Source organism: Photobacterium sp. SKA34, assembly GCF_000153325.1.
Classification (GTDB): domain Bacteria; phylum Pseudomonadota; class Gammaproteobacteria; order Enterobacterales; family Vibrionaceae; genus Photobacterium.
The window spans coordinates 234,447-259,511 of the sequence record NZ_CH724141.1; the positions used below are offsets into that span (position 1 = coordinate 234,447).

At 35.3% G+C, this 25,065-nt stretch carries 22 protein-coding genes; 14 read left to right on the forward strand and 8 right to left on the reverse strand.

Annotated elements, in window-relative coordinates:
- Nucleotides 1–1,438 (forward strand): IS66 family transposase (locus SKA34_RS02410; protein ID WP_006643908.1); only part of this gene is annotated, 1,438 nt, incomplete at its 5' end.
- Nucleotides 1,439–1,468: 30 nt separating this feature from the next.
- Here SKA34_RS02410 and SKA34_RS02415 read toward each other — a convergent pair.
- Complete coding sequence (locus SKA34_RS02415) at nt 1,469–1,771, reverse strand: hypothetical protein (RefSeq protein ID WP_006643909.1); 303 nt, start codon at nt 1,769–1,771, stop codon at nt 1,469–1,471.
- 185 nt (nt 1,772–1,956) lie between these two features.
- On the opposite strand from SKA34_RS02415, the gene SKA34_RS02420 reads away from it, so the two are divergent.
- The 6 genes from SKA34_RS02420 (at nt 1,957) to SKA34_RS02450 (ending at nt 9,951) form a co-directional block, all read left to right on the forward strand.
- A complete protein-coding gene (locus SKA34_RS02420) occupies nt 1,957–2,355 on the forward strand; it encodes an FGGY family carbohydrate kinase (protein WP_006643910.1) in 399 nt (132 codons plus the stop codon).
- A 42-nt stretch (nt 2,356–2,397) separates the two neighbouring features.
- Nucleotides 2,398–3,575, forward strand: a protein-coding gene (locus SKA34_RS02430; RefSeq protein WP_086004105.1) for an IS3 family transposase whose coding sequence is annotated in 2 segments (ribosomal slippage) — nt 2,398–2,656 and nt 2,656–3,575 — 1,179 coding nt in all. Because the reading frame shifts where the segments join, the coding sequence is not laid out codon by codon here.
- Entirely contained in the window at nt 3,572–4,669 is a 1,098-nt protein-coding gene (gene xylB / locus SKA34_RS02435) for a xylulokinase (protein WP_232284200.1), read from the forward strand. Before SKA34_RS02430 ends, xylB begins: the two co-directional genes overlap by 4 nt.
- 177 nt (nt 4,670–4,846) lie before the next feature.
- Nucleotides 4,847–6,232, forward strand: a complete 1,386-nt coding sequence (gene xylE / locus SKA34_RS02440) for a D-xylose transporter XylE (RefSeq protein ID WP_006643912.1) — start codon at nt 4,847–4,849, stop codon at nt 6,230–6,232.
- 468 nt (nt 6,233–6,700) lie between these two features.
- Nucleotides 6,701–8,089, forward strand: coding sequence for an MFS transporter (locus SKA34_RS02445; protein WP_006643913.1), 1,389 nt, complete (start codon nt 6,701–6,703; stop codon nt 8,087–8,089).
- A gap of 539 nt (nt 8,090–8,628) precedes the next feature.
- A complete protein-coding gene (locus SKA34_RS02450) occupies nt 8,629–9,951 on the forward strand; it encodes an IS4-like element ISPhsp1 family transposase (protein WP_006643914.1) in 1,323 nt (440 codons plus the stop codon).
- Nucleotides 9,952–10,006: 55 nt separating this feature from the next.
- On the opposite strand, the gene xylA is transcribed toward SKA34_RS02450, so the two are convergent.
- Together xylA and SKA34_RS02460 are read right to left on the reverse strand one after the other, a co-directional pair.
- A complete protein-coding gene (gene xylA / locus SKA34_RS02455; protein ID WP_006643915.1) occupies nt 10,007–11,326 on the reverse strand; it encodes a xylose isomerase in 1,320 nt (439 codons plus the stop codon).
- Nucleotides 11,327–11,507: 181 nt separating this feature from the next.
- A complete protein-coding gene (locus SKA34_RS02460) occupies nt 11,508–12,413 on the reverse strand; it encodes a LysR family transcriptional regulator (RefSeq protein WP_006643916.1) in 906 nt (301 codons plus the stop codon).
- 118 nt (nt 12,414–12,531) lie between these two features.
- On the opposite strand from SKA34_RS02460, the gene SKA34_RS02465 reads away from it, so the two are divergent.
- Both SKA34_RS02465 and SKA34_RS02470 read left to right on the forward strand, forming a co-directional pair.
- Entirely contained in the window at nt 12,532–13,059 is a 528-nt protein-coding gene (locus SKA34_RS02465) for an NADPH-dependent FMN reductase (protein ID WP_006643917.1), read from the forward strand.
- 529 nt (nt 13,060–13,588) lie between these two features.
- Complete coding sequence (locus tag SKA34_RS02470; RefSeq protein WP_006643919.1) at nt 13,589–14,347, forward strand: hypothetical protein; 759 nt, start codon at nt 13,589–13,591, stop codon at nt 14,345–14,347.
- Nucleotides 14,348–14,417: 70 nt separating this feature from the next.
- Here the strand turns inward: SKA34_RS02470 and SKA34_RS02475 are convergent, their stop codons facing one another.
- Together SKA34_RS02475 and SKA34_RS02480 are read right to left on the reverse strand one after the other, a co-directional pair.
- The gene (locus SKA34_RS02475) at nt 14,418–14,741 is read right to left on the reverse strand and encodes a hypothetical protein (protein WP_006643920.1); all 324 of its coding nucleotides are present in this window, start codon (nt 14,739–14,741) and stop codon (nt 14,418–14,420) included.
- 50 nt (nt 14,742–14,791) lie between these two features.
- On the reverse strand, nt 14,792–15,598 hold the full coding sequence (locus tag SKA34_RS02480; RefSeq protein WP_006643921.1) for an MFS transporter: 807 nt from the start codon (nt 15,596–15,598) through the stop codon (nt 14,792–14,794).
- Between the two features lie 434 nt (nt 15,599–16,032).
- Between SKA34_RS02480 and SKA34_RS02485 the strand changes: the two genes are divergently transcribed.
- From SKA34_RS02485 to SKA34_RS02510, 5 genes are all read left to right on the forward strand, one after another.
- Nucleotides 16,033–16,695 (forward strand): hypothetical protein, encoded by a 663-nt coding sequence (locus tag SKA34_RS02485; RefSeq protein WP_006643922.1) that lies wholly within the window; start codon nt 16,033–16,035, stop codon nt 16,693–16,695.
- Between the two features lie 965 nt (nt 16,696–17,660).
- Nucleotides 17,661–18,335: a hypothetical protein gene (locus tag SKA34_RS02495; protein ID WP_006643924.1), complete on the forward strand. Its 675-nt coding sequence runs from the start codon at nt 17,661–17,663 to the stop codon at nt 18,333–18,335.
- Nucleotides 18,332–18,805 carry a hypothetical protein gene (locus SKA34_RS02500; protein ID WP_006643925.1) on the forward strand — a complete coding sequence of 158 codons (474 nt, stop codon included), beginning with the start codon at nt 18,332–18,334 and terminating at the stop codon, nt 18,803–18,805. Before SKA34_RS02495 ends, SKA34_RS02500 begins: the two co-directional genes overlap by 4 nt.
- A gap of 400 nt (nt 18,806–19,205) precedes the next feature.
- On the forward strand, nt 19,206–19,868 hold the full coding sequence (locus SKA34_RS02505) for a TrkA family potassium uptake protein (protein ID WP_039859609.1): 663 nt from the start codon (nt 19,206–19,208) through the stop codon (nt 19,866–19,868).
- A gap of 20 nt (nt 19,869–19,888) precedes the next feature.
- Nucleotides 19,889–21,232 (forward strand): TrkH family potassium uptake protein, encoded by a 1,344-nt coding sequence (locus SKA34_RS02510; RefSeq protein WP_232284252.1) that lies wholly within the window; start codon nt 19,889–19,891, stop codon nt 21,230–21,232.
- Nucleotides 21,233–21,312: 80 nt separating this feature from the next.
- On the opposite strand, the gene SKA34_RS02515 is transcribed toward SKA34_RS02510, so the two are convergent.
- The 3 genes from SKA34_RS02515 to SKA34_RS02525 all read right to left on the reverse strand — a co-directional run bounded on the left by SKA34_RS02515 (nt 21,313) and on the right by SKA34_RS02525 (nt 24,988).
- Nucleotides 21,313–22,722, reverse strand: coding sequence for an FAD-dependent oxidoreductase (locus SKA34_RS02515; RefSeq protein WP_006643928.1), 1,410 nt, complete (start codon nt 22,720–22,722; stop codon nt 21,313–21,315).
- Between the two features lie 143 nt (nt 22,723–22,865).
- A complete protein-coding gene (locus tag SKA34_RS02520) occupies nt 22,866–24,809 on the reverse strand; it encodes an endonuclease/exonuclease/phosphatase family protein (RefSeq protein WP_006643929.1) in 1,944 nt (647 codons plus the stop codon).
- On the reverse strand, nt 24,791–24,988 hold the full coding sequence (locus tag SKA34_RS02525) for a hypothetical protein (RefSeq protein ID WP_006643930.1): 198 nt from the start codon (nt 24,986–24,988) through the stop codon (nt 24,791–24,793). Before SKA34_RS02525 ends, SKA34_RS02520 begins: the two co-directional genes overlap by 19 nt.
- Nucleotides 24,989–25,065 lie beyond the last annotated feature (77 nt).

The following is a 25,065-nucleotide window of genomic DNA, read 5'->3' on the forward strand; positions in this document are numbered from 1 at the left end:
AGAGCGTCAATCTCTGCTTGAGCAACTCAAACTGGCTTTCGACCGCCAGTTCGCAAAACGCTCGGAGGCGTTAAAGCCCTACGATGAATCTCAAGGTGACCTCTTCAACGAAGCGGAATGTGAAGCCGCTAAGGAAGAAGAGGTTGAGGTTACGACGACCACCACAACCACAACGAAGAAACGCGGTAAGCGTAAGCCTCTTCCAAAGACCTTACCTCGTGAAGTTATCGAACTTGATTTAGACGACCATGAAAAGCAGTGTGCATGCTGCAATCATGACCTGCATAAAATCGGTGAAGACAGCAGTGAAAAGCTGGAGTTTTCGCCAGCCGTACTCAAAGTGCTGGAATATGTTCGCCCTAAATATGCTTGCCGCCAGTGCGAGCAAACTGAAGACAGCAATCACATCGTTCAAAAGCCAGCACCGCAAAGCATTATCCCGAAGAGCTTTGCCACAGAAAGCTTGCTTGCCAACATCATTCTTGGCAAATACCAGTACGCGATGCCACTTTACCGCCAAGAGTCGCTGTTTACCCAGTCGGGAATCGAGCTATCACGAACCACTATGGCCAGATGGGTTATCCAAGTTAGTGAGAAGTTCAAACCACTCTATGCCGCTCTAAAAGAGCACCTACTTCAACAAGTGGTGTTCCAGGCGGATGAAACGCCACTCAATGTTCTCAAGGAAGAAAAACAGTGTTACATGTGGCTCTACTGCTCGGGCGCAGACTCGCCAGAAGCCGCACTCCCCAATGTGAAGAATATTGCCTTGTACGACTATCAAAACAGTCGCGCGAGGGCATGCCCTGTTGCCTTCTTGGGGGATTACAGTGGTTATCTACAAACCGATGGCTATGGTGCCTATGATGGTCTTTATCACGTCACCAATGTTGGCTGCATGGCACATGCACGGCGAAAGTTCATGGAGGCTAAGAAGCTTCAAGGTAAAGGTAAGTCAGGCAAAGCAGATAAAGCGCTGGCCAAAATCCAGAAGCTCTATGGGATAGAATCGCGCTTAAAAGGTGCGACTGTCGAAACACGAAAAGCAGAACGTCAACTGCATAGCAAACCGATACTGGACGAGTTGTACGAGTGGATGACATCTCAACAAGTGATAGCGTCTAGCCCGCTGGGTAAAGCGATAAAATACACGCTCGGCCAATGGCCGAAGGTGATCCGCTATATCGATGACGGTCACTTATCGATAGACAATAACCGCGCTGAACGCGCAATTAAACCGCTGGTCATTGGCAGAAAGAACTGGTTGTTCTCGAACACGCCAAATGGTGCTGATGCGAGTGCGATGCTTTACAGCATCGTCGAGACTGCGAAAGCCAACGGCCTTATCCTCTACGACTACATGGTCAAGTGCATGAAAGAGCTCGCGAAAGCTGAGCCCGATATCGATGCACTCCTACCTTGGAACCTCAAACACTAACAAATATCGCCCCGTGGGTTCATGGGGCGTTTACGTTGCAACATAAGGCACTTTTGGATAATCATTCGGATCATTAAATGAGATCCCTACTCCAACAATTGGAACATCAACCTGACTCACTAATGTCCGAATATTATCGTCATCCATATCAGCAATGATGCCATCACAAACCATAGAATCTAACTTCTTAGCACAATAAGTAAAGTCTTCTTCCATGAGTAAATCCCAATCACAGTGATATTTATCAAGGTAGTTACCGATCCCTTCTATCACTTGGCGGTCATACGCTTTATTTGCATTAAAAAGCAATGTTATTCGATAATTCTTGGGCATGTATGCAGTTATCTTCTTATTGTTCGGATAATTATTCATATACTAACACGACATATAATTCTCCAGTGTGACGTATTACTCAAATATAAAATCCATAAATAAGCCTACTAAAAAACATAATTGCGTCTTTTATTTAACCTGACAACATAGTTCAAGTATCGAGTAATTTCTTATAGGAAGTGAATATGTATTTAGGTATAGATCTAGGGACATCGAGTGTTAAAGTTATTGTTACTAATGAGTGTGGTGATATTTTAGCTAGCGCATCTTCACCATTAAACGTATCTCGACCTCACCCTTTATGGTCAGAACAAGAACCAACTGAATGGTTTTCTGCAACTACAAAAGCAGTTAGAGAAATTGCAAATATTCATGATTTAAGTTTGGTTAAAGCAATTGGACTTTCAGGACAAATGCATGGTGCCACACTATTAGATAAAAAAGGTAATTGCATTAGGCCTGCGATACTGTGGAATGATGGGCGGAGCCAATCAGAGTGCGAATTACTCGAGAAAGAAGTTCCAAATAGTCGTCAAATAACAGGCAATATCATGTGTAGTGGCATAGTGAATTTGGTCACTTAGTTAGAGGTGATATCATCACTTCATACGTTAACAGGTGACACTATGACAAATCGTACAAGACGACTATTCAGCGCAGAATTCAAGCTCGAGGCTTCACAGTTAGTGATTGATCAAAATTACTCAGTGGCAGAAGCCGCCCAAGCCATGAATGTGGGTAAATCCACGATGGATAAATGGGTTCGTCAGCTTAAACAAGAACGACAAGGCAAAACGCCAAAAGCTTCGCCTATGACCCCTGAGCAAATAGAAATTCGGGAATTAAAAAAGAAGTTAGCTCGTCTTGAAGAGCATAATGAAATATTAAAAAAAGCCACGGCTCTGTTGATGTCGGACTCACTGAACAATTCTTGATGATCAAGAAACTCAAGCAGAGCTATAGCGTAAAAACATTATGCGAAGTCTTCAATGTTCATCGAAGTAGTTATAACTATTGGCTAAAGCGTCCAACAGCGATTAGGGCGGAAACAGTCAAACTTCGCAGCTTAGTTAGTGAGGCCCACGCAGCAAGCAACGCCTCTGCGGGAGCGAGGACTATTGCAGATATAGTCACAAATCAGGGTTTAAAACTGAGCCGATACCGAGCAACAAAACTCATGAGAGAGCTTGGTTTAGTCAGTTGCCAACAGCCAAAGCATCGATACAGAAAGGCTTCTCAAGAACATGTTGAGGTTCCAAATCACTTGGGCCGACAGTTTGCTGTTACCGCCCCAAATGAAGTTTGGGTTGGTGATGTTACGTATATTTGGACAGGAAATCGCTGGATGTATTTAGCGGTTGTTATTGATCTTTTTGCCCGCAAAGTGATTGGTTGGTCGATGTCTTTATCACCTGATTCCAGTCTGACAGGCAAAGCTCTTTCAATGGCTTATGAGTCGCGTGGTAAGCCGAAAGGCGTCATGTTCCACAGCGATCAAGGTAGCCACTATACAAGTCGAAAGTACCGTCAATTACTGTGGCGTTTTAAGATAAAACAGAGTTTATCTCGCCGAGGAAATTGCTGGGATAATGCACCAATGGAGCGTTTCTTTAGAAGCTTAAAGACCGAATGGGTGCCAACAGTGGGTTATCGTAGTTTTGCTGAAGCTCAACAAGAGATCATCCGCTACATTATCGGGTATTACTGTCAACTCAGGCCGCATCAATATAATGGCGGCCTAACTCCCAACGAATCAGAACGATTATATTGGGAAAACTCTAAAACCGTGGCCAATTTTAGTTGACCACTACAATGATGCCTGGTTTTACAGCCCCTAAAGTCAAATGGGTACAACAAAATGAACCAGAGGTATTTGCACAAATAGACAAAGTTTTATTACCTAAAGACTACCTTCGCTTCTGTCTCACAGGAAATTTTGGAACGGATATGTCAGACGCTGCAGGTACAATGTGGCTTGACGTTGGAAAAAGACAGTGGAATCAAGAGCTATTAGCAGCTACCGGGTTAAATCTCTCCCACATGCCAAAACTGTATGAAGGTAATCAAATTACAGGGTATTTGAATGATAATTTAGCCCTAAAATGGGGAATGCATAACGTTCCAGTAGTAGCAGGTGGTGGCGATAATGCGGCTGGTGCTATTGGTGCTGGCATCATAAAGCCAGGCCAATCAATGTTGTCGCTCGGAACTTCTGGCGTTTATTTTGCTGTCAGCGATAGATTTACTATTAACCCAGAGTCTGCACTACATAGTTTTTGCCATGCATTACCAAATACATGGCATACGATGTCAGTGATTTTAAGTGCTGCATCATGTTTAGATTGGGTTGTAAAACTGGTTAATTATGAATCAGTATCTGAAATGCTAAATGATGTAGAAACTACTGCAAATCCAGAGTCAAATCTGCTATTTCTTCCCTATTTATCCGGAGAAAGAACCCCTCATAATGACCCACTTGCCTGTGGCGTATTTTACGGACTGAATCATAATACAACACGAAGCGATATGGCTCAGGCCGTTCTTCAAGGAGTTGGGTTTGCATTAGCAGATGGCTTAGATGCACTTCACGTTACGGGGCAGCAGCCCGATGAAATCACATTAATTGGTGGCGGTACTCAAAGTCATTATTGGCGTCAAATGTTATGTGATATTTTCGCAAAACCGCTTACGCTTCGTGAGGGAGGTAATGTGGGCCCCGCATTGGGCGCAGCAAGATTAGCTCAACTTGCTATTACCGATAATAAAACTCTCGAAGAGGTATGTCCAACTCCCCGCTTAATAGAAGTACACCAACCCAACATGATACGTCACCACCACTATTCAAAATTACGTGAGAAATTCACACAGCTTTATCAGGCAACAAAACACATACATTAAGTTTTATAATAAAACTTCATCTTCAAGGCTACTTAACCAGTAGCCTTTTTTAGTTATGGGTCTTCATCACAATAATAAAATAGCGTAATCCAATTACCGTTTATCGTAATTTATCCCATTGCCTCTAGGTATAAGAATGGTTTCACAACTATAACATTCCCCTACGGAGCACAAAGTATGAAACATCCTAATGTTTTACAAATAACCCTAGTGGTCGCACTTGGCGGTCTCCTCTTCGGTTATGATACTGCTGTCATTTCAGGAGCAACAGAATCTCTACAAACATTCTTTAACCTTAATCCAGCAGAACTTGGCTTTGCCGCTGCATCGGCACTAATAGGCTGTGTAATTGGTGCAATCGCCGCAGGTTATACCAGTACAAAATACGGACGCCGTGGTGCGTTACTTATTGCTGCATTATTATTCTTCATTTCGGCGTTAGGCTCAGCTATCCCAGACCAATATTGGACCTTTATTTTCTATCGCATTATTGGTGGTATTGGTGTGGGTATCGCTTCAATGGTTTCACCTATGTATATTGCTGAAATAGCACCGCCACAAAAACGGGGCGCGCTTGTATCATGTAATCAGTTTGCGATTATTTTTGGTATGTTAGTGGTATATTTTGTCAATTATGGTATTGCCTTAATGGGCTCTGAATCTTGGCTAAATGAGATGGGCTGGCGTTATATGTTTGGTTCAGAAATGATCCCTGCAGGTCTATTTTTCTGCTTATTATTTAGCGTTCCAGAAACACCTCGATGGCTTGCAATGCGCGGACGTGATGAACAAGCAAAAGAATTATTATCTAAAATTAGTAAAGGAAAAGACTTTGATAACCAATGGAAAGAGATAAAGGATTCATTGGTTGAAGTTGGTACCGCAAGTGTCACCTCTCGAAAAATTTTACCTATTTTAGTGATCGGAATAATGTTGAGCGTTTTACAACAAGTCACTGGTATTAATGTTTTTCTTTACTATGCTCCAGTAATTTTGAAAAGCTTTAGTTCATCAAGTACTGATCTAGCACTTCTCCAAACAATATTAGTTGGTGCGGTAAATCTTACCTTTACTGTTATTGCGATTATCACTGTTGATAAATACGGTCGAAAGCCACTCATGATGTTAGGATCTGGCTTGATGGCTGTTAGTATGATAGCGATCGGTACAGCTGCTTATTTGAACGCAATTGGTGGATACCTACTCTTCTTTGTTCTCACTTATATTGCTGCATTTGCATTATCGTTAGGTCCAGTTACTTGGGTACTTCTTTCTGAGATATTCCCGAATAATGTTCGTTCAAAAGCCTTGTCAATCGCCGTTTTTGCGCAATGGGTCGCTAACTATGCTGTATCTCAAACATTCCCAATGATGAATGATCAAAATAGTTGGCTATTTAAAGAATTTAACGGTGGTTTTCCATTCTGGTTCTATGGTGTTATGGGCTTAGTGACAATTTATTTTGTTCATCGCTTTGTTCCAGAAACAAAAGGAAAGTCGTTAGAAGAATTAGAAGAATTATGGGAAAAGCCTGATGAGTTAGAGACAGTCACTCACAATTAATTAATTTTTTACTATGTTTAAAAAATAGTTAACTAAAAATAAATTTGTTTCAAATAAGTATGATTATTTGCTAAAAAATGCCTGACTTGTCTCAGGCATTTTATTTATTACACTTCATCATTATCAGGTAGCAACTAAATGTATTAACAACAAAATTGCGCAAGTAAGAAACATTGAATCCACCGTTCTACTCTTATATTCAGCTTGAAATCCTCCTTTGATTTATTCCAAATAGGTATTTATATTTATATGAAAATCTATTAAGATTGTTCTCATAAAAGCCCACATATCTTACAAGGGTGACTAGAGCTCTTTTAGTCCGTAAGCGCTGACGTTATTGAGCGCGCTACAAATCATTTTATTAATGGTTCGATAGCGTGCGGAAAATCCCTATGCTATCGAATCTATAGGGAAAATTATGACTAATTTTAAATTAATACAAACAATGGAAAAAGGGGGGATTTTATAATGAATACTTCCCTTTCATCTAATCGATTAACAGGCCTTACGCTACTAATAGCTATTGCATTCTTTATGGAACAGCTTGATAGTACTATTGCAGTTACTGCAATCAACAATATTGCAAACGATTTATCTGTTCATTCAACTACGATAACGATGGCAATAGCTGTTTATATTATGACGCTTGCTATTTTCTTACCAATCGGTGGCTGGTCAGCTAAAAACTTTGGATGTAAAAACACTTTTTTATTTGCCATTATATTATTTACTATTGGTTCTTTTGGTTGTGGCTTTAGTAATAATATATATTTATTTCTTAGTTCTGAAGTAGTTCAAGGGATTGGTGCGGCCTTAATGGTACCTGTCGGTCGTCTATTTGTTATTCAAAATAGTAAAAAAAGCGAGCTTGCTAAGAGGATATCGATATTAGTTTGGCCAGGCTTAATTGCGCCAATATTTGGCCCATCGTTAGGTGCATACATCACAACTTATTACTCTTGGCACTGGATATTCTTTATTAATATTCCAATTGCAATTATTTTATTTTTCTTAGCTTGGTACTTTTTACCTACAGAAAATATTAATAAACAATCACGAATTAAGTTAGATTCTCTCGGCTTTTTACTATCATCGCTTATGCTGGTAATGGGTCTTGGTAGCTTAGACTGGCTGAGTAACTTTGGTATTAATCGCATAATACCTTGGGCGTTACTCACAAGTAGTATTATTTTTGGTACGCTATTAAACAATCATATTAGTAAATCTGAATCCCCTATCTTTTCCTTAGCCCCATGGAAAAATGATAAAAACTTTAAACACACATTAATTTCAGGAAGTATTTGTCGCGCAGCACTTAGTGGATTACCTATTTTAATCCCTTTATTCCTTCAATCTGAACTTGGACTTTCAATGATTGAATCCGGTAATATTATTTTAACGATGTTTGCTGGGAATCTTTTGATGAAAACATTTACAACCTCGATAATAACTAAATGCGGATTTAAAAAGCCACTTATCATATCATCATTAATAAGTACATTGTCAATTCTAGGATGTTGGTATGGTCAGCATAATATTTTGTTTATTTGTGTGATGCTATTTTTAATAGGTTGTATGAGATCATTACAGTTTAGTTTATACAACACACTAGCATTTTCAGAACTACCAAAACCATTTTTAAATTCAGCAAATGTATTAAATAATCTGTTTACTCAGATCTCATTCGCTATAGGAATCACCTTGGTTTCAATATTTATACGACTTGGAAGCAATAGTAATGTAGTATCATCATCTCATATATCAATATTGCCATTCTTGGGCTTTGCTTTGTTGGCATTATTACCATTAATGTTTTTATGCTTTATACATAAAGACTATGGTAATAGTGTTAGATAATAATTTTCAGTTCATATAACTTAAATACCTCAGCCTTATTAAGGACTTTTCATAAGGCTGAATTCATTTCAAAGTTAAAGTTATTATGAAAACATCTTCGACGCAAACATTCGCATAAGGAAACCATATTGATTGGCGTAGTGTAGATATTCTATATCACCATATCGAGTTTTCACCGAATGGCAAGATATAGAAAATTTAGTTTAATATGATTTATAAAAATACAAAATTAGATACTTATACTATTCAAAAGAGAGTAATTAAAATAATAACTACAAAGAGGATTGTTTTCCTTTTATGTTTTCCTTGTCAAAGCTCTAAAACCACACCATATAGTATGATTATATAATCTTACTATATTTGTTATCTATTCGGCAAAGGACACAAACGTAAAAATAGAAATATTATAAAAGACTATCATGCAGTCTTTTATAATAAAAAAGGCCAGTCTTAGACTTAATGCCGATCGTTTAAGGTACTTGAACGATCCTAAGATCGCGTGATAATCCCTACCAACTTTTGTTGGTAGGGATTTTTATATGTTATTTGATGAGTTAAACCAAGCGCATGAAACGATAGAAAATAGTAGTAACTATGAGTCTGTTGTCAATGCTATTGAGATGGAATGGATTGAACAGGCTCTTCATAATACTAACAAAGCAAGTATTCGGCGTCGCCGATTACCAGCTCAACAAGCCGTATGGCTCGTCATTTGGATGGGTTTGCAACGCAACAAATCTATCAAGGAAGTATGCAGCTCTCTAGACTTAGCTCTTCAACCTCAACCAGAGAATAGTTGGTCTAGAGTTGCGCCTAGTGTTCTCACGGACAGTCGACGTCGATTGGATGAGGCTCCCTTAGCCGCACTTTTTAAGACAGCTATTTCGGCATGGAAAGCCGATGCACTTCAGCTAAACAGCGTCCTAAAACTCAATGTTCTTGCTGTCGACGGTACGACTTTTCGATGTCCTGACTCAGAAGAAAATGCTGAATCATTTGGCTTCATTTCTAAGAGCTACAAACCTTACCCTCAGCTTCGATTAGTTGGACTGATGGCTGCTGAAACTCGCATGATGCTGGGCGCATCGTTTGATGCGTGCAATGTTGGTGAAGCGACATTAGCGCATCGCCTGCTAACAGATGTTCCCTGTAATTCACTAACCTTATTCGACCGTTGCTATTTCTCTGCAGATTTACTAATTAACTGGCAAAAAGCGGCAACTAACAGTCACTGGTTAACACCAATAAAGCGTAAGCTTCGTTATGAAGTTCTTGAGGAATACGCTCACAACGACATGCTCATCGAGATGCCAATATCGCCGCAGGCGAGAAAGAAGAACTCTGAGCTGCCTGACACCTGGCAAGCAAGGCTTATACTGTACAAAGATCCTGCGGGTGAAATTGAAGGTTTTATTACCTCTTTGGTAGACCCAAATCAATACCCACTCGAAGAGCTACTGCGTATCTACTGGCAGCGTTGGGAGATAGAAGAAGGCTTTGGTGAGATAAAACAAACTCAGTTGCAAAGCGAAGTTACCCTGAGGAGTCGGTTCCCATCTGGAGTAAAACAAGAACTCTGGGGGGTGTTGCTAGCATATAACTTAGTGCGACTAGAAATGGTACAGATAGCCGCAGATGCAGATGTGAAGCCGACTCGAGTGAGTTTTACGGCAGCAATTAACCTCATTGACAACCAGCTTAGGTGGTTAGCATTAAGTCCAGATGGAACACTCCCAGCGAAGCTCAAGCAAATGCGTGAGGCCGTGAGCCACTTTATTCTTCCAGATAAAAGAAAGGACCGAACGTTTCCACGTTCAGTCCTGTTTGTGCCATCCAAGTATCCGTTTAGGTATAAACGATGATGCTTATCCGAACGGCATTAAGTCTTAGACTGGCCTTTTTGTTTAATGCATATCACTATTTATAAATATAACGATTAACTACATTTTCTAATGTTTCTTGTTGACCAGAAATTGGTTTAGGTTGGAAATTATTTGTAATGGCTTTATCTGTTAATGCAGCTAATGATAAATTACCAGATAAAATTTCCTGACCCAATGGTTGGCTCCAGCCTTTATAGCGCTCAGCAACATGTTGAGAAAGTTTATCATCCTTAAGCAGGTCAGCTGCATTTAGTAATGATTTAGCCATTACATCCATTGCACCAATATGACCCGTGAACAAGTCTTTGTTATCAATAGATTGGCGACGTACATGCGCATCAAAATTAAGTCCACCAGTTGTAAAGCCACCAGCCTTTAGAATTTCATACATAACTAATGTATTTTCTTCAACACTTACTGGGAATTGATCAGTATCCCAGCCTAGTTGTGGGTCACCTCTGTTTGCATCAACAGAGCCAAAGAGACCTAGTGAAATGGCTGTTGCGATTTCATGATGGAAACTATGACCAGCTAAAGTTGCATGGTTCGCTTCAATGTTTACTTTAACTTCATTTTCCAAACCAAACTGCTTTAAAAATCCATACACAGTCGCAACATCATAATCATACTGATGTTTAGTTGGCTCTTGTGGTTTAGGTTCAATTAGAATTGCCCCTTTAAAGCCAATTTTATGCTTATGCTCTACAACCATTTGAAGCATACGCCCCAACTGTTGGCGCTCTTGGCGTAAATCAGTATTTAATAGTGTTTCATAACCTTCTCGACCACCCCATAAAACGTAGTTCTCTCCACCAAGTCGTTTAGTCGCTTCCATTGCGTGAGAAATTTGACTCGCTGCATACGCAAATACTTCTGGATTAGGGTTTGTCGCAGCACCACTCATATAACGAGGGTTTGAAAAAGCATTCGCTGTACCCCAAAGTAATTTCAAACCGGTTTCTTCTTGCTTCTGCTCAAGAATATCAACCATTTCAGAGAAATTATTACGGTACTCAAAAAGAGAGTTTCCTTCAGGCGCAACATCAGTATCATGAAAACAATAGTAAGGTACGCCAAGTTTAGAGAAAAATTCAAAAGCTGCATTTGCTTTTGCTTTTGCCATCTCTAATGGATTTGATGGTTGCTGCCAGCGGCGATCAAATGTTGGTGATCCAAAAACATCAGCACCAGGCCAACAAAAATTATGCCAATAACAAGCCGCAAATCGTAAATGCTCTTTCATCGTTTTACCAAGTACCACTTGATCTGGCTGGTAGAAACGAAAGGCTAATGGGTTGTCACTCTCTGGTCCTTCAAACTCAATTTTTGTAATACCTTGGAAATATTCAGTCATTGTTTTACGTCCTGATTTGTTTTTGAAAGTGAGACTATCTTGACTGATTTACCCTTATTCACTCAATTATGTTATTTCACACCATTATTCATGAATTTTGTATCTGTGTTCTTGCTCTCATATTTACTAATTATACAACTTGCTTAATTAAATAAATTTAAATACATCGTAAAAAAATCTATTATTTGTTATTTATTAATGATTTATCCAAAATTTCAATAAAGCATTTCACTTTTGCAGAGAGGTGCTTACGGGTAGGATATAACGCGTACACGTCCAGTTGAGGGGGTATATAATCATCAAATAATAACACTAACTCACCTGATTGTAGTTGTGTCTCAATATAAAATTCAGGTATACGGATAATACCCAATCCATTATTAACCAGTGCTAGTGACATTTCCGTATTATTGCTCGATACGCGTTGATGTACGTCGACAAGTGTTTTGTTACCTACTCTATCTCGGTATCCCCACACATTAAATTTTTTCAAATTAGAGTAACAAAAGCAGCTATGATCGGATAATTCTGAAGGGTGTTGAAGGTAGCCATAATCTTTTAAATACTGTTTTGATGCCACTGTGCAAATTCTGCTGCTATAAATACGCTTACAAATTAAACTCGAATCATCTAATTTAGCGGTAGCACGGATAACTAAATCATAACCATCGGCAATCACATCAATAGACTTATCACTCATATCTAGATCGAGCGTGGCTTCAGGGTATCGAGATAAATATGTTGTGAAAACATCAGCTAAATAATATTTGCCAAACCATACAGGGCAACTAACTTTTAGCGTTCCTTTGGGCTCAATAGTACTTTTTGTTATTTCCGCAACAGATTGTTCTGCATCATTAATAAGTTGAACACACTCTTGATAATAAGTCTTCCCTTCTGGAGTTAAAGCAATACTCCTTGTAGTACGATTAAGTAGTCGAACCCCTAAACGACTTTCAAGCTTGGCGATTTCTTTACTTACATAAGAACTAGAGTGTCCTGTGACTTCTGCTGCTGCACCAAAACCACCACATTTCACTACTTGAACAAAAACAGTGATACCATCAAATAATTTATTATTAGCCATATGGAATTTATCTAAACACTTTTAGCCTATTAATTACATCTAAACTCTAATATACACTCAGCACAAAGGTTAACAACGGCATGTTGTTAAAAATACTTTTGGATTTGAGGGTTTAAAAATGAAACTACTTGCTTTTTCGGCATCTAACAGCCAACACTCTATAAACCGTGCATTAGTGACTTATGCAGCATCACAATCTAATAGCGATGACGTAGAAGTTTTAGATCTTAATGATTTTGAAATGGCTATTTATAGTATCGATCGTGAAAATAATTCAGGTATTCCAGAACAAGCAAAACTATTATTCGACAAAATTGGTCAAGCAGACGCTATCTTAATTTCATTTGCAGAATATAACGGGTCATTTACATCGGCTTATAAGAATATTTTCGATTGGACCTCACGTATAGATCAGAAAGTATTCCAAAATAAACCTGTACTCATGCTAGCGACTTCTCCGGGCCCTGGTGGTGCTGCAAACGTATTAGATAGTGCTGTTACCTCTGCACCTTATTTTGCTGCCGAGGTTGTAGGATCATTATCTATACCTAGCTTCTATCAGAACTTTGATCTAGAAAAAAACAAATTCATGAATGATGATTTAAATGAGCGATTATTAGCACTAGTTAATAAATTAGAATGTTAACAGCTTACAAAAATCACGATTAATCGCTCTTATCAACTACATAATCAAATTATAAGGTTGCTGTATCTAATCGCTAAATATAGTAATCTTATTTTCGCATCTAATTTTTAGTTACCATCACACTTGAAGTTTTAATCATAAGGACGGCCCCTTTTTCAGCAGTCACTTCAGCATACACCGTACAGACCTCAATACTGGTGATAATCCCCTTTAGCTGATTTTTGCACTTAGTATGATTTTTCATCCACGGTTAATTAAATACTCACAAAGCTGAAAGCCCTTCATATAAATCCTTTTGTAGTGTAGAAAAACGATTAAAGAATACGGCAGATTTTGAGTAAATTATAATGCCACCCAAAATGCATAATAAAAACAGGTATTTATTCCTAGTGAAAATGTCGTAATTCGCTATTTTCTTCATAAAAACAAGCATTAACGGCAATATTAGTCACATTTAAACGTTTAAAACGTGAAATTCGTATAATTTTGTATCATGCTTAAAGAGTAATAGCGTTAAAGGAGTACGCTTATGAGCACAAGGTTATGTGAAACTGCCAGCCTAGAACTCGAAGTTCAAAGTGCTGTACAGCAAATCCTAACCACTATGGCATTGAATCAGTCATCTAACAGCCATAGTGCAAAGAAAAGTGCGTGTATCTTTCAAAATAAGATCACTTACACGCTCTATCTACTTCTACAATCATTTCAAGGGGAATCTCTCAATACCATTAGCAAGCAATGCTATTATGGGTCTAATGTCAGCTTTCAGGATTTAGATCAAATAAGTCAGAAACTAACTGAGGTTGTTCGTCAATCACAACACGACTTTGCTATTAGAGCGGCCAATAGGCGTGGAACACTTACCCATATCACTCAGAAAGAAACAACTGAATTGGTTGAAAATACATTTAATACTGAATGTGAAATGGTCATATCTGCTTTATCTATTCAACAAATCACATCACTCATTAACGCATTTACAACGCAAGAAGATATCGCCAAAAGTCTCGATCTTGTATTTAGTCGAGTAATCGTTAACCAAGATATTGATGAAGGTTTTCAACTATCAAAGCAAGCGACATATAAACTTGTTGAACAAGTTTCTCATTCGATTACTGGTGAACTATGCCAACTTATTTTGACGCAGCATATCAGCCAACAACATCAAGAGGATTTTGAACAATACTTACACACAGTAAAAACGCTTGCTGAGCATTTTGTCAGTCAATCTTATTTACTCAATACCCCTTTTCTAATAGATAAAACTGATTTCGACAATTTGGAATAACTATAAGTAGCAGGAATTAAGTTCCTGCTACTCGTTTTGTGAAATAATAACCATACTAAATTTCTAGGTATCACCCTAACTTTTCAAAATCATCTAACTCTTTAAAGCATATTTGTTTTTTATTGAATGATACAAATCCAACAAAACCTATTACAACACACATGATACAAACAGATAACCAACCATGATTAACATATAAAAAAGATGAAATTTTAGAACCAAAAATCCCACCTAATATAAATGAAGTCATATAACAACTTGCTGCCTGAGATTCATTCCCATTACAATTTTTATATATATTAGATTGATTATTAACGTGTATAAGCTGAATCATAGCATCAATTACGATTGAGCCAATAGCAAGAACAATTATATTATTTTGACTTTCATACAATATAACAAATGTTATAACTAATATAAGAAAAAGGGGTTTACCATTATATCTTATTTTTTTAATATACTATTTGAAAAAATAGAAACGGAAACTCCAGCTACGCCAGTTAAAGAGAACAAACCAATATAAATTTGATTTAATGAGAAGTTATCTGATAGATATATTGATATATTATTCCAAAAAGAAGAAAATACAGCCATTACCATAAATCCATATATACTATAAATTCTTACATTCTTATCTTTAAACAAAAAAGAAAAACTATTTACAACAATATTAATATATTTAAATCCTTCTTTACTGTTTCGTTTACACTCTTGTGGAAGTATTTTTTGAATTGCAAATAATGAAACGATCATCATTATAGATGAGAATAAATAAATACTTCTCCAGTTCCAAATTGAGGTAAATAAACTCGATAAAAAACGCGATGATAGAGCACCTAGCAATACACCTGACATTATTTTACCAATATACTTTATTCCAAAATCCACATGAGTACTAATATATGCGATAGTGATTGGAATAATACAAACACCAATACCGAGAAAAAATGAACAAATATAAATCTCATAAATATTAGTAGAAAAAAACAAGAACAGACAGGAAAGGGATAATATTAAAAATAATATACTAATTATATATTTCCTATCAAAAAAATCACCTAAAGGGGTTATAAATATGAGTGATAATACATTACCAGTTAAAGATATAGTATAAATCATAGATATCATATAATATGATATATGTAAATCATTCATAACGATAGGTACAATCGATTGAATATAATATATATTAGCAACGGTAAAGCCACATATTACAGATAATAAAAATGAGACCCATTTTTCTTTTGACACCAAAATATACCTCATTATTTTTAAATAAATGGCGAAATAAAACAAAAAAATATTAAATTTTGAATTTACAAAACTAATAAAATTTTATTTTATAAATATATTAATATCAAACAACTTTTAGTTATCACACTATGACTAAAAGTAATCTTACTAAAACAGTCGGTAATATCACCAAAACATAACTCACATTTATCAATATAAAAAAACAATATCAACACAAGCTTACAACAACTTGAAACCATAATTTAACCACCAAGCATTAAAAATCAATAAATTATTGTTTAAATTCACAAAAATATGAACGCATGTAGCTAGTTAGTAAATAGGAATAGTGTATGTTAAATTACTGTGAGAATCCCTCTGAGGTATATAATTTTAATTGTTTTTCAATTAGTATATATTTTTAAGAAATATCGTAAGATTAAAGAACAAGAATGATTTATAATATTGGTAGAGCATCTTTCTACCCTAAATTAAACTTAATTAAAATAGATAACAAAGAAATCACACTCGACTTCAATGAAAGCATAATTATCAATCACTTAATTGAAAATGCTAATAAATTTACAACAATAAATAAGATAAAACGTACTTGTCTTCCTGGTAATTGTAATACCGTTTACACTGTAAAAAAAACAATAAATAATATAAAAAAGCTAATTAATAGTTATAATAATAACACTGTTTTAATTTCTTTTTTTGGAATCGTTTATTTAAAGTCATCTGGTTCTGATTCAGGTGATGGAAGATTAGCAAAAAATTGTTGCTTGATTTTATCACTAATTTTTATGTTTTTTTCTCTTAGTTTTATTTATTATGCTCCAAAACGTGAGTATGTAGATAAGAGTATAGATATATATAAAATTAAATCTAATCATCATGTCATTAATATTTTTAATAATGTTCACAACAAAATTAACATGTCTTTTATAGAGCATCTCAAATCAATTAACGAAGATTTAAAGGTTTTTTATTTTGAAAGCTCTCAAGGTATTACATTTTCAATTATTAACAAAAACAAAAGTAAGAGTTATGTTATTAATAAGTCAGATGAAAAATTACTCTGCAAAGAATTAGATAGAGTATTGAAATCATGAAACGCTATTTTACACTCATGACAAGTTCATTTTTTTTATTAATAATTTCAATTGGTTATTATATAAACCTTAAAGATTTAACAAGTATGAATGGCTTCTGGCACTCGTATAAAATTCAGAAAAGTGAGAATACAAAACCAAACATAACCGAAAGAAATTTAAAAATAGAGAACTATTTATTTAAAAGTACAATAACAAATAAAGGAGGTAATGATAATCACATCATGGTTTATGAGTACAGTGGGAAGTTAAATTCTGCTGTTGATAATCATTACTATTTTTCGCCAAATCGATTTTCAATACATTTTTCATCAAGCAATTGGTATAGTAATGACCTGTCAGAGCTATATCGACGAATGCATAAAATTAATGATCCCCAAGTGGGAAGAGTAATCTATTATGACGATAATGCTAGTGTCATCGAACTGAAAAAGCAGCAATCTATTATCATTTATACTAGGCTTACTTGATGAAAAATTATTGAATAATCATTTAAATGATGAATAGTAAGAGATAACTAACCTTTCTCATGTTTACTATAAAATCAGAGATTTTTTAGCGATAGCTCAAGATGTATAACTATATAATTTTACTTATTACATACCAAACATTCCTAACTTATAAATGAATATTAGCTATTAAATACTAATCATTTCACAAATGCCTCCTAAAAAAGCAATGAATTTCAGATTAAAACATTAACTTTTAATCTGTTAGTACATACAAGGAGTACTCTTGACTAACAGTCAGTCTTTTAAGGCCAATAATAGGTTTTATATTTACTTTCCTCTAAGTTATATAATAAATTTAAAGGTAAACATTCAAACCATTGATAATAATTAAAATTCTGCTAACAATTAAAAATGATTGTTTTTAATTGTGTCAGAATATTGAAAAGAATTGTGCCTATGATATGATTTATTGCTCATTTTAACTAATACCATTCGGCAAAATACAAAGATGTAATGAAATACACTATTGGCAAAGCAACGTTTTATCCTAAATTAAATCTTATTCGAATAGATAACCGTGAAGTAACTCTTGATTTTAATGAAGTTAAAATTCTTCAATATCTACTAAAAAATAAAAACAAATTTATTAATGTTAATAAAATTAAAGGGAGATGTTACCTAGATAAAATGCACATTGAAGATGTCGTTAAAAAAAATATTAAAAAAATACAGAAGTTAATTAATAGTAACAAAAATGACGCCACAATTTTGCTATCTTTTAGTAATATTGTATATTTCAAGTATAGAGAGAACGACAGGTGTGATTATGGAATTTTTAAGAAACTTTTCGTTACTTTATCTGTTTTTTTAATTATCACTTCTGTTTATATATTATCTCATACTCCTAAGCGTGAATATATCGATAAAAATTTAGATATTTATAGCATCAATAATAATGGTCACACAATTAAGATAATTAATAATATTCATAATCATATTACTAGTAATATTTTAGCCCATTTAAAGAAAATAAATAGTCAAGATATCACTCTGTTTTATTTTGAAAATGAAAATGATGTTACTTTTTCTGTACTAAAAGATGAAAACGTTAGTATAAAGAGCCATGTTGTTAACAAATTATCATCAAAGCTTTTACTTTCAGAGTTGGATAGAGTGTTAAAATTGTGAATAAATACTACTTATTATTGATAACTTCATTTTTTATTTTTGCTTTCTCTGTAGGGCATTATATTAATTATAAATACTCCACTCTTATCGATGGCTTTTGGTCTGCCTACGAAATAAAAAAAAGCTTGGATAATAGCCCAGTTATTACTGAGAGAAATTTAAAAATTGATGGCTACTCATTCAAAAGTACAATCGTGAATAAGGGAGGAAATGACCACCATGTTATTGTGTATGAATATAGCGGAATGTTGAATCCTATAAATGAAACAAGTTACGACTTCATTTCAGACAATTTTACTTTGCAATTTCCCAAAAACACATGGAATAGGGATTTATTATCAGAGACCTACCATCGAAAAGAGCAAGCTCACGAACATGGGACTGGTAAAGTGCTCTATTACCATAATAAAACATGTGTTGTTGTTCACGAAAAACAACAGAAGATCGTTATTTACAATAGGCTTACCTAAACAAATTTTCTCCAATCGCTGACTGTAAGAGCTTATAGTTACTCATAAACTTTCAATTTTATGAAATTTGTACTAAAAATAAGATTACTTTATTTGAAAGTCATCTCAGAACCATGAAAAAAATAGCTTTAAATCATAACCTTACATAAAAATAATGTAATTTTTATGAGATAAGAAAATTCATGTGAGTATTTTCAACTTGTATTACAAAAAAAATCCTAGCAGTATTCACGGTCTCTCTTTGAGATTGGAAATATGTAATGACTGTAAAGTTAAAGAAATTTGATAAAAATGGAATTTTCATTTACCTGCATAATCATTACAATATTTTAATAAAATGTATTTTGAATCAACCGCAAGACAATTAAAACGCTACACTAAAACAGTTTGGGGAAAAACAATGAATCCTGAAGATAAACAATTTGCCGTTATTGGTCTTGGCAGATTTGGCATGTCACTTTGTCAAGAACTTAGCGAACGCGGTGCTCAAGTACTTGCTATCGATCTTGATGAAACCTGTGTGCGTAAAGCGGCTGATGTCGCAACTCAAGCTGTTGTTGCAGATTGTTCAAATGAAGCCACCATTTCTGAACTGAAATTGGATGATTATGATCTTGTTATGGTGGCAATAGGTGAAGATGTTAATGCCAGTATTCTTACCACCCTTCTTTTAAAAGAGGCTGGAGTAAAAACTGTGTGGGTAAAAGCAAAAGATATATCCCATAGCAAGATCTTATCAAAAATTGGAGCTGATAAGATCATACGCCCAGAACGCGATATGGGTATTCGTATAGCTCGCAATATGTTAGATAAACGAATTTTTGAGTTCTCTGAACTCGGCAGTGGTATTTCACTCGCTGAAGTAGTCGTTACGGCAAAAAATATGGGACGTAAAATTTCTGAACACCCATGTGGCTCTCATAGTGCAACCCAAATATTAGCACTAAAACGAGGTCCTGAAGTACGTAAAGATCCTGATCCAAGCACTGAATTACAAGTTGGTGATATTTTAATTATCACAGGCCCTGAAAAAATATTAAATGAGACTTTAAGAAAGCTATGAGTTTCATTCCAAACAGGGGCATGTATGTCCCTATCAAAACTGACAACCGTAAGAAAAGATGGTCTGAACCTAAGATCATCATTCTTAGTTTTTTAGCCATTTTAATACCAGCAGCAATCCTACTTACATTACCGGCATTTTCAGTTTCAGGGCTGAGTTTTGTTGATGCCCTATTTACTGCGACCTCTGCAATCAGTGTAACTGGTTTAGGTGTAGTTGATACAGGCTCACATTTTTCTATTAGTGGTAAAGTATTATTAATGCTACTCATGCAAATTGGCGGTTTAGGACAAATGACATTGTCTGCCGTTTTACTTTACATGTTTGGCTTGCGGTTAAGTCTTCGTCAACAAGCATTAACGAAAGAACAATTAGGACAAGATAAATTCACAAATATTCGCCGCCTTGTAAAACACATCATTATTTTTGTGCTTATTTGTGAATTGATCGGTATATTTTTTCTGTCGCTACGATGGGTACCTCAGATGGGTTGGGAGCAAGGTTTATTCTTTGCTGTTTTCCATTCAATTTCAGCCTTTAACAATGCTGGTTTTTCTTTATTCTCTGATAGCTTAACGCGTTATGTTGATGATCCACTCGTTATCATTACGATTTCATCACTATTCATATTGGGTGGTTTAGGCTTTACTGTTATCTCTGACATTAGACGAAATGCTCATCGAGGGTTCCACTTTTTATCTTTGCATTCAAAAATAATGATAATTGCAACCCCGATCCTATTATTTGTCGGTACCATAATGATTTGGCTTTTAGAGCACCATAATAGCCATACTTTAGGGCCACTTAATCAGTCAGGACAATGGCTAGCAGCCTTTTTCCAATCTGCTACGGCACGTACAGCCGGTTTCAACAGTATAGATATTAGTCAGTTTACTGAACCAACTATGTTAGTCATGATGTTATTAATGCTTGTAGGTGCAGGTTCAACATCTACAGGTGGTGGGATTAAGGTATCAACCTTTGTCGTAGCCGTTTTGGCAACATGGTCATTCTTAAAACAACGTGATCGTGTAGTGCTATTTAAGCGCACAATTTCAAACCAAACGGTGACAAAATCATTAGCTATCATTGTTGTTAGTGGCATTGTACTTACCATTGCAATGTTTGCCTTAATGATCACTGAAAAAGCGCCGTTCTATGAGGTAATGTTTGAAACCATTTCAGCATTTGCAACCGTAGGCGTTACTGCTGGTTTAACTGCAACCTTATCTGAACCCGGTAAATACATCATGATAGTAGTCATGATTATCGGTCGTTTAGGCCCACTAACCTTGGCATACATGTTAGCTCGTCCTAAACCAACCTTGCTTAGATACCCTGAAGACAACGTCGCTGCAGGCTAAATCTTTTAAAAGTATAAACAAATAAAGGCTTGTTCTTAAAAACTCATTAGAACAAGCCTTTTTCTTATTTACTCTATGTATCAAGCCTTATCCGCTTTACCAGCTGCATTAGCAAATTTTGCTAATTGCTTATCTAACCAAAAAGGCGATTTACCATTATCTTCGGCGCACTCCTTTCGACGAATTGCGTTACGCACCATCATCGCACCACACCATCGAATAGGTTCTGGCGGAAAACTACCTTTAGGCCCTGAAGTAAGACCACTTTGGCTCCACTCATTCTGCTGTTCGAGTACCAATGAAGATAATATTTGCCCACCAATCCAAGTTTGTGCCACTCCATTTCCCGAATAGCCTAAACCATAAACAATATCTTTATTGCCATCCAATTGACCGAAGAATGGTAAGCCCGTAGTTGAACGATCCGATGCGCCAGTCCATGTCGCAGCAAATTTTTCTTCTTTAAGGTTTGGAAAAAGCTTGTTAAATGATCGTCGTAACAGCTTGCTATAACGACTTGGTGAATCGAATACTTTTCTGATTTTATTACCATAGGAGAAATAATTTCCTCCTTTACCCAACATTAAACGCCCTTCGGACGTAGAGCGATAATAATGAACAAAGATACGTGAGTCGATAACGGTTTTACCATCTTTTAGCCCCATATCATTAAGCTTTTCAGGAATTGGCTGAGTAATCGCCATATCAGAGCTAACCAAAACAACATTTCGTTTAAATTGCGGAAATTGCTCAAGCATCCATGCATTTAACGCAAGTACAACTTTCTTGGTAAAAATATCGGCTTCTGGAGTCGTGATTGTAACTGGAACCTCTGTGCTGATATTTTCCATGGGGGTATTTTCATAAATCTTAATCCCCATGTTTTCAGCAACACGTTTAAGCCCACGCGCTAATAACGCAGGTTGTACGCTTGCAGCTGCTGGTGAATAAAACCCTTCACAATGTAGTTTAGAGCCAGCTTCTTGCTGTACCCTATCATGTTGCCACTCTTGCCAACTATTCACTTCATGTTTAGATAGTTGTTCAAGTACACCTTCCATAGCACCTTGCTGTGCTTTATTTGTTGCTGTATATAAAGTGCCATTAAGACGTAGGTCAGCATCAATATTATTTTCTTCACAAAAATCAGCGATTTCATAAACAGCACGTTCAGATGCCTGTACAAGTTTTACCGCTTCCTCTTCACCGTATAGTTTCTTCATAGAGGAATATTTAGTTGACCATGTCAGCATACACCCCCCATTTCGACCAGATGCACCACTACCACATAACCCTTTATCTATAATCACAATGTCGAGATTCGGCTGCTGTTTCTTTAGTTGAATAGCGGTCCATAATCCAGTGTAACCTCCTCCAACAATACATACATCCGTTTGAATATCGTGTTTAAGTGAAGTAACTGTATTATCTGATTTTTTCTTTAATGCTTCTGAAAACCAAAATGGTTGGAAATGACTACTATTATGCATACCCTACAACTTCCTTAATTGGTATATACCATTAAAGAAACAATAAAATATTTGTATGACGTTTTAATAACAATAAAGAATTGAAATATAAATTTAATATAATAAAAAGCCACGCTATAACGTGGCTTCTTGTTTAATTAAAATTATTTATTATTAACAATTTTAAACTTCGTTACTACTGCGCTGTGATCTGAAACCCAGGTAACAGGGTGATAATGCGTCACATAACTGTTAATTGGTTTTAATTTATATTTTAAATTTTTATTGTTACGATACATAATATGATCAATTCTACCACCTTTTTGCTTATCTTGTTGATAAAACCAAGAATACGTGTACCCAGGAATTTCTTTTACATTTGGATGAACTTCTCTATATGAATCTTTAAAATCCATATCATCCATTAACTTACTAGACATTAAAAATTTTTGTCCTGCATAGGTTCTGATAGTTTCAAATTCAGAGTCTTTAATAAACTCTCCACTCATTACTGTATTAAAATCACCAACAATAAGATCTGATGTTTTATCATCTTTATTTATAAATAATTTATCCACTACAACATTCAACACTTTTAATTTTGATTCTTTTTCTTCATTTTGAATGTTAGTCCATAATTCATTATTAAATGCTTGAGTAACAGCCGCATCCCAAGAGTTATAGTTTGCTGATGAACTAGGGTGTATCACACCTAAGCTATAATGGCGATTAAAATTTTTATCATGAAGCTTTAATGATAAAGTGCGCGAGTTAGTTGTATCAATTGATTCAATTTTAAATCGAGATACTACTCCTGGAGCATATTTGCTAAAATCATCATGCTCAACATAATACCATCCTAACTCTTCAGCAACTGCTTTAGCATTTAATCTACCTTCAGTTAATACAGCAACATCAGCTCCAGCGTTTTCAATTACTTCCGCGACATATTTAGAACCATATTTAGGAGCAGCATTTGTTCCTCGATCATCAATCCCCCAAATATTAAACTCCATAAGAGTTAAAGAGTTTTTTTGCATATGATATAATTTATTTCCGTCTTTACGAGTTGTAAATTCAAAAGTATCACTAACTTGATTGTCATAACTAACCCTCCAGTAATAGGTTGTATTCGATTCTAAACCTTTATGGACTTTAACATGCTTATCATCCGTATCCTTCTGAAATACAACATTTTTAAAGTTTTTATTTTTTGAAACTTCAATATGGTATGTAATGTTTTCAGGCTGTAGAGCCTCATGCGTAGACCAACTTAGAACTGGTTTTAATTCTACATTTTTGATTTGCCTTGAAGGTAATGGATGAAAAACAGGAGTTTCATTTGTTGAGCTTCTTAGATCATATTCTGATATGGCTTTTGCTTGATTTGAAGTAATATGACCATTAAATAATCTAAACTTACTTATTGATAATGAAACTTTGTTTTCTCCAGAACCTATTATTGTATATCCACCATTTTGGTAACTCACTTCGTTGCTATAGATTAACTTACCATCTAAATAAGCTTGTAAATTATTATCTGTACGGGTTATAATAATATTTTTCCATACATTATTTTCTACCCCTTGGTATATTATCTCTTTTTTAAACTCACCATTTTCTAAAATTAAATTATTATTTTTATCTATATATAATGTTCTAATTCCATTATATAGTTTTACTGATCCTTCTGAATCTTGATTATTTACCTTAAATCCAAATGAAACTGTAACCTTGCCAGGAATATCATGTGAATAAAATTTAACATAGTTCTTTTCAGGTAAAATAAAATTACCCTCTTTATCAAATGTTACACTTCCTTCACTGTCATCGTATTTGTATATACCAACATCCTGATACATGGTAATTTCATCATGAGTATTTTTTAAATTATTATTACCATCTTTTACTATTTTTACTAACTCTACTGGGTCACCATTTTTTGATACTGGATGTAGTTTACATATAATTTTTCCATTATTATTAGTAATAGATATTTTATGTTTATCGGTTAAAACAAATTTTTCACACTGAATAAATTCATTATTTGACTGATTATAAATGGATACATTACCAAAATCGTATTCCTTTAAAAATCTTTTAAACAAGGCGTAGTATCACTATAATTTTGTTTACTATGTGCTTTTATTCCGCCATATGTGCTGTCTGGTACTTGATTAATATATGGGATTAGTGTGTTGTTATCAGTATCATTATGAATATCAATTTCAAATGAATTTGCGTTAGCAGAACATAGTGCCCCTACGAATAAAGCTAAATATTTCATTATTCCTTCCTTTTTTGGTATATACCAAGTGATGGTAATAATGAAACATTACAATTTAACCTTATTTTTATTAAGGT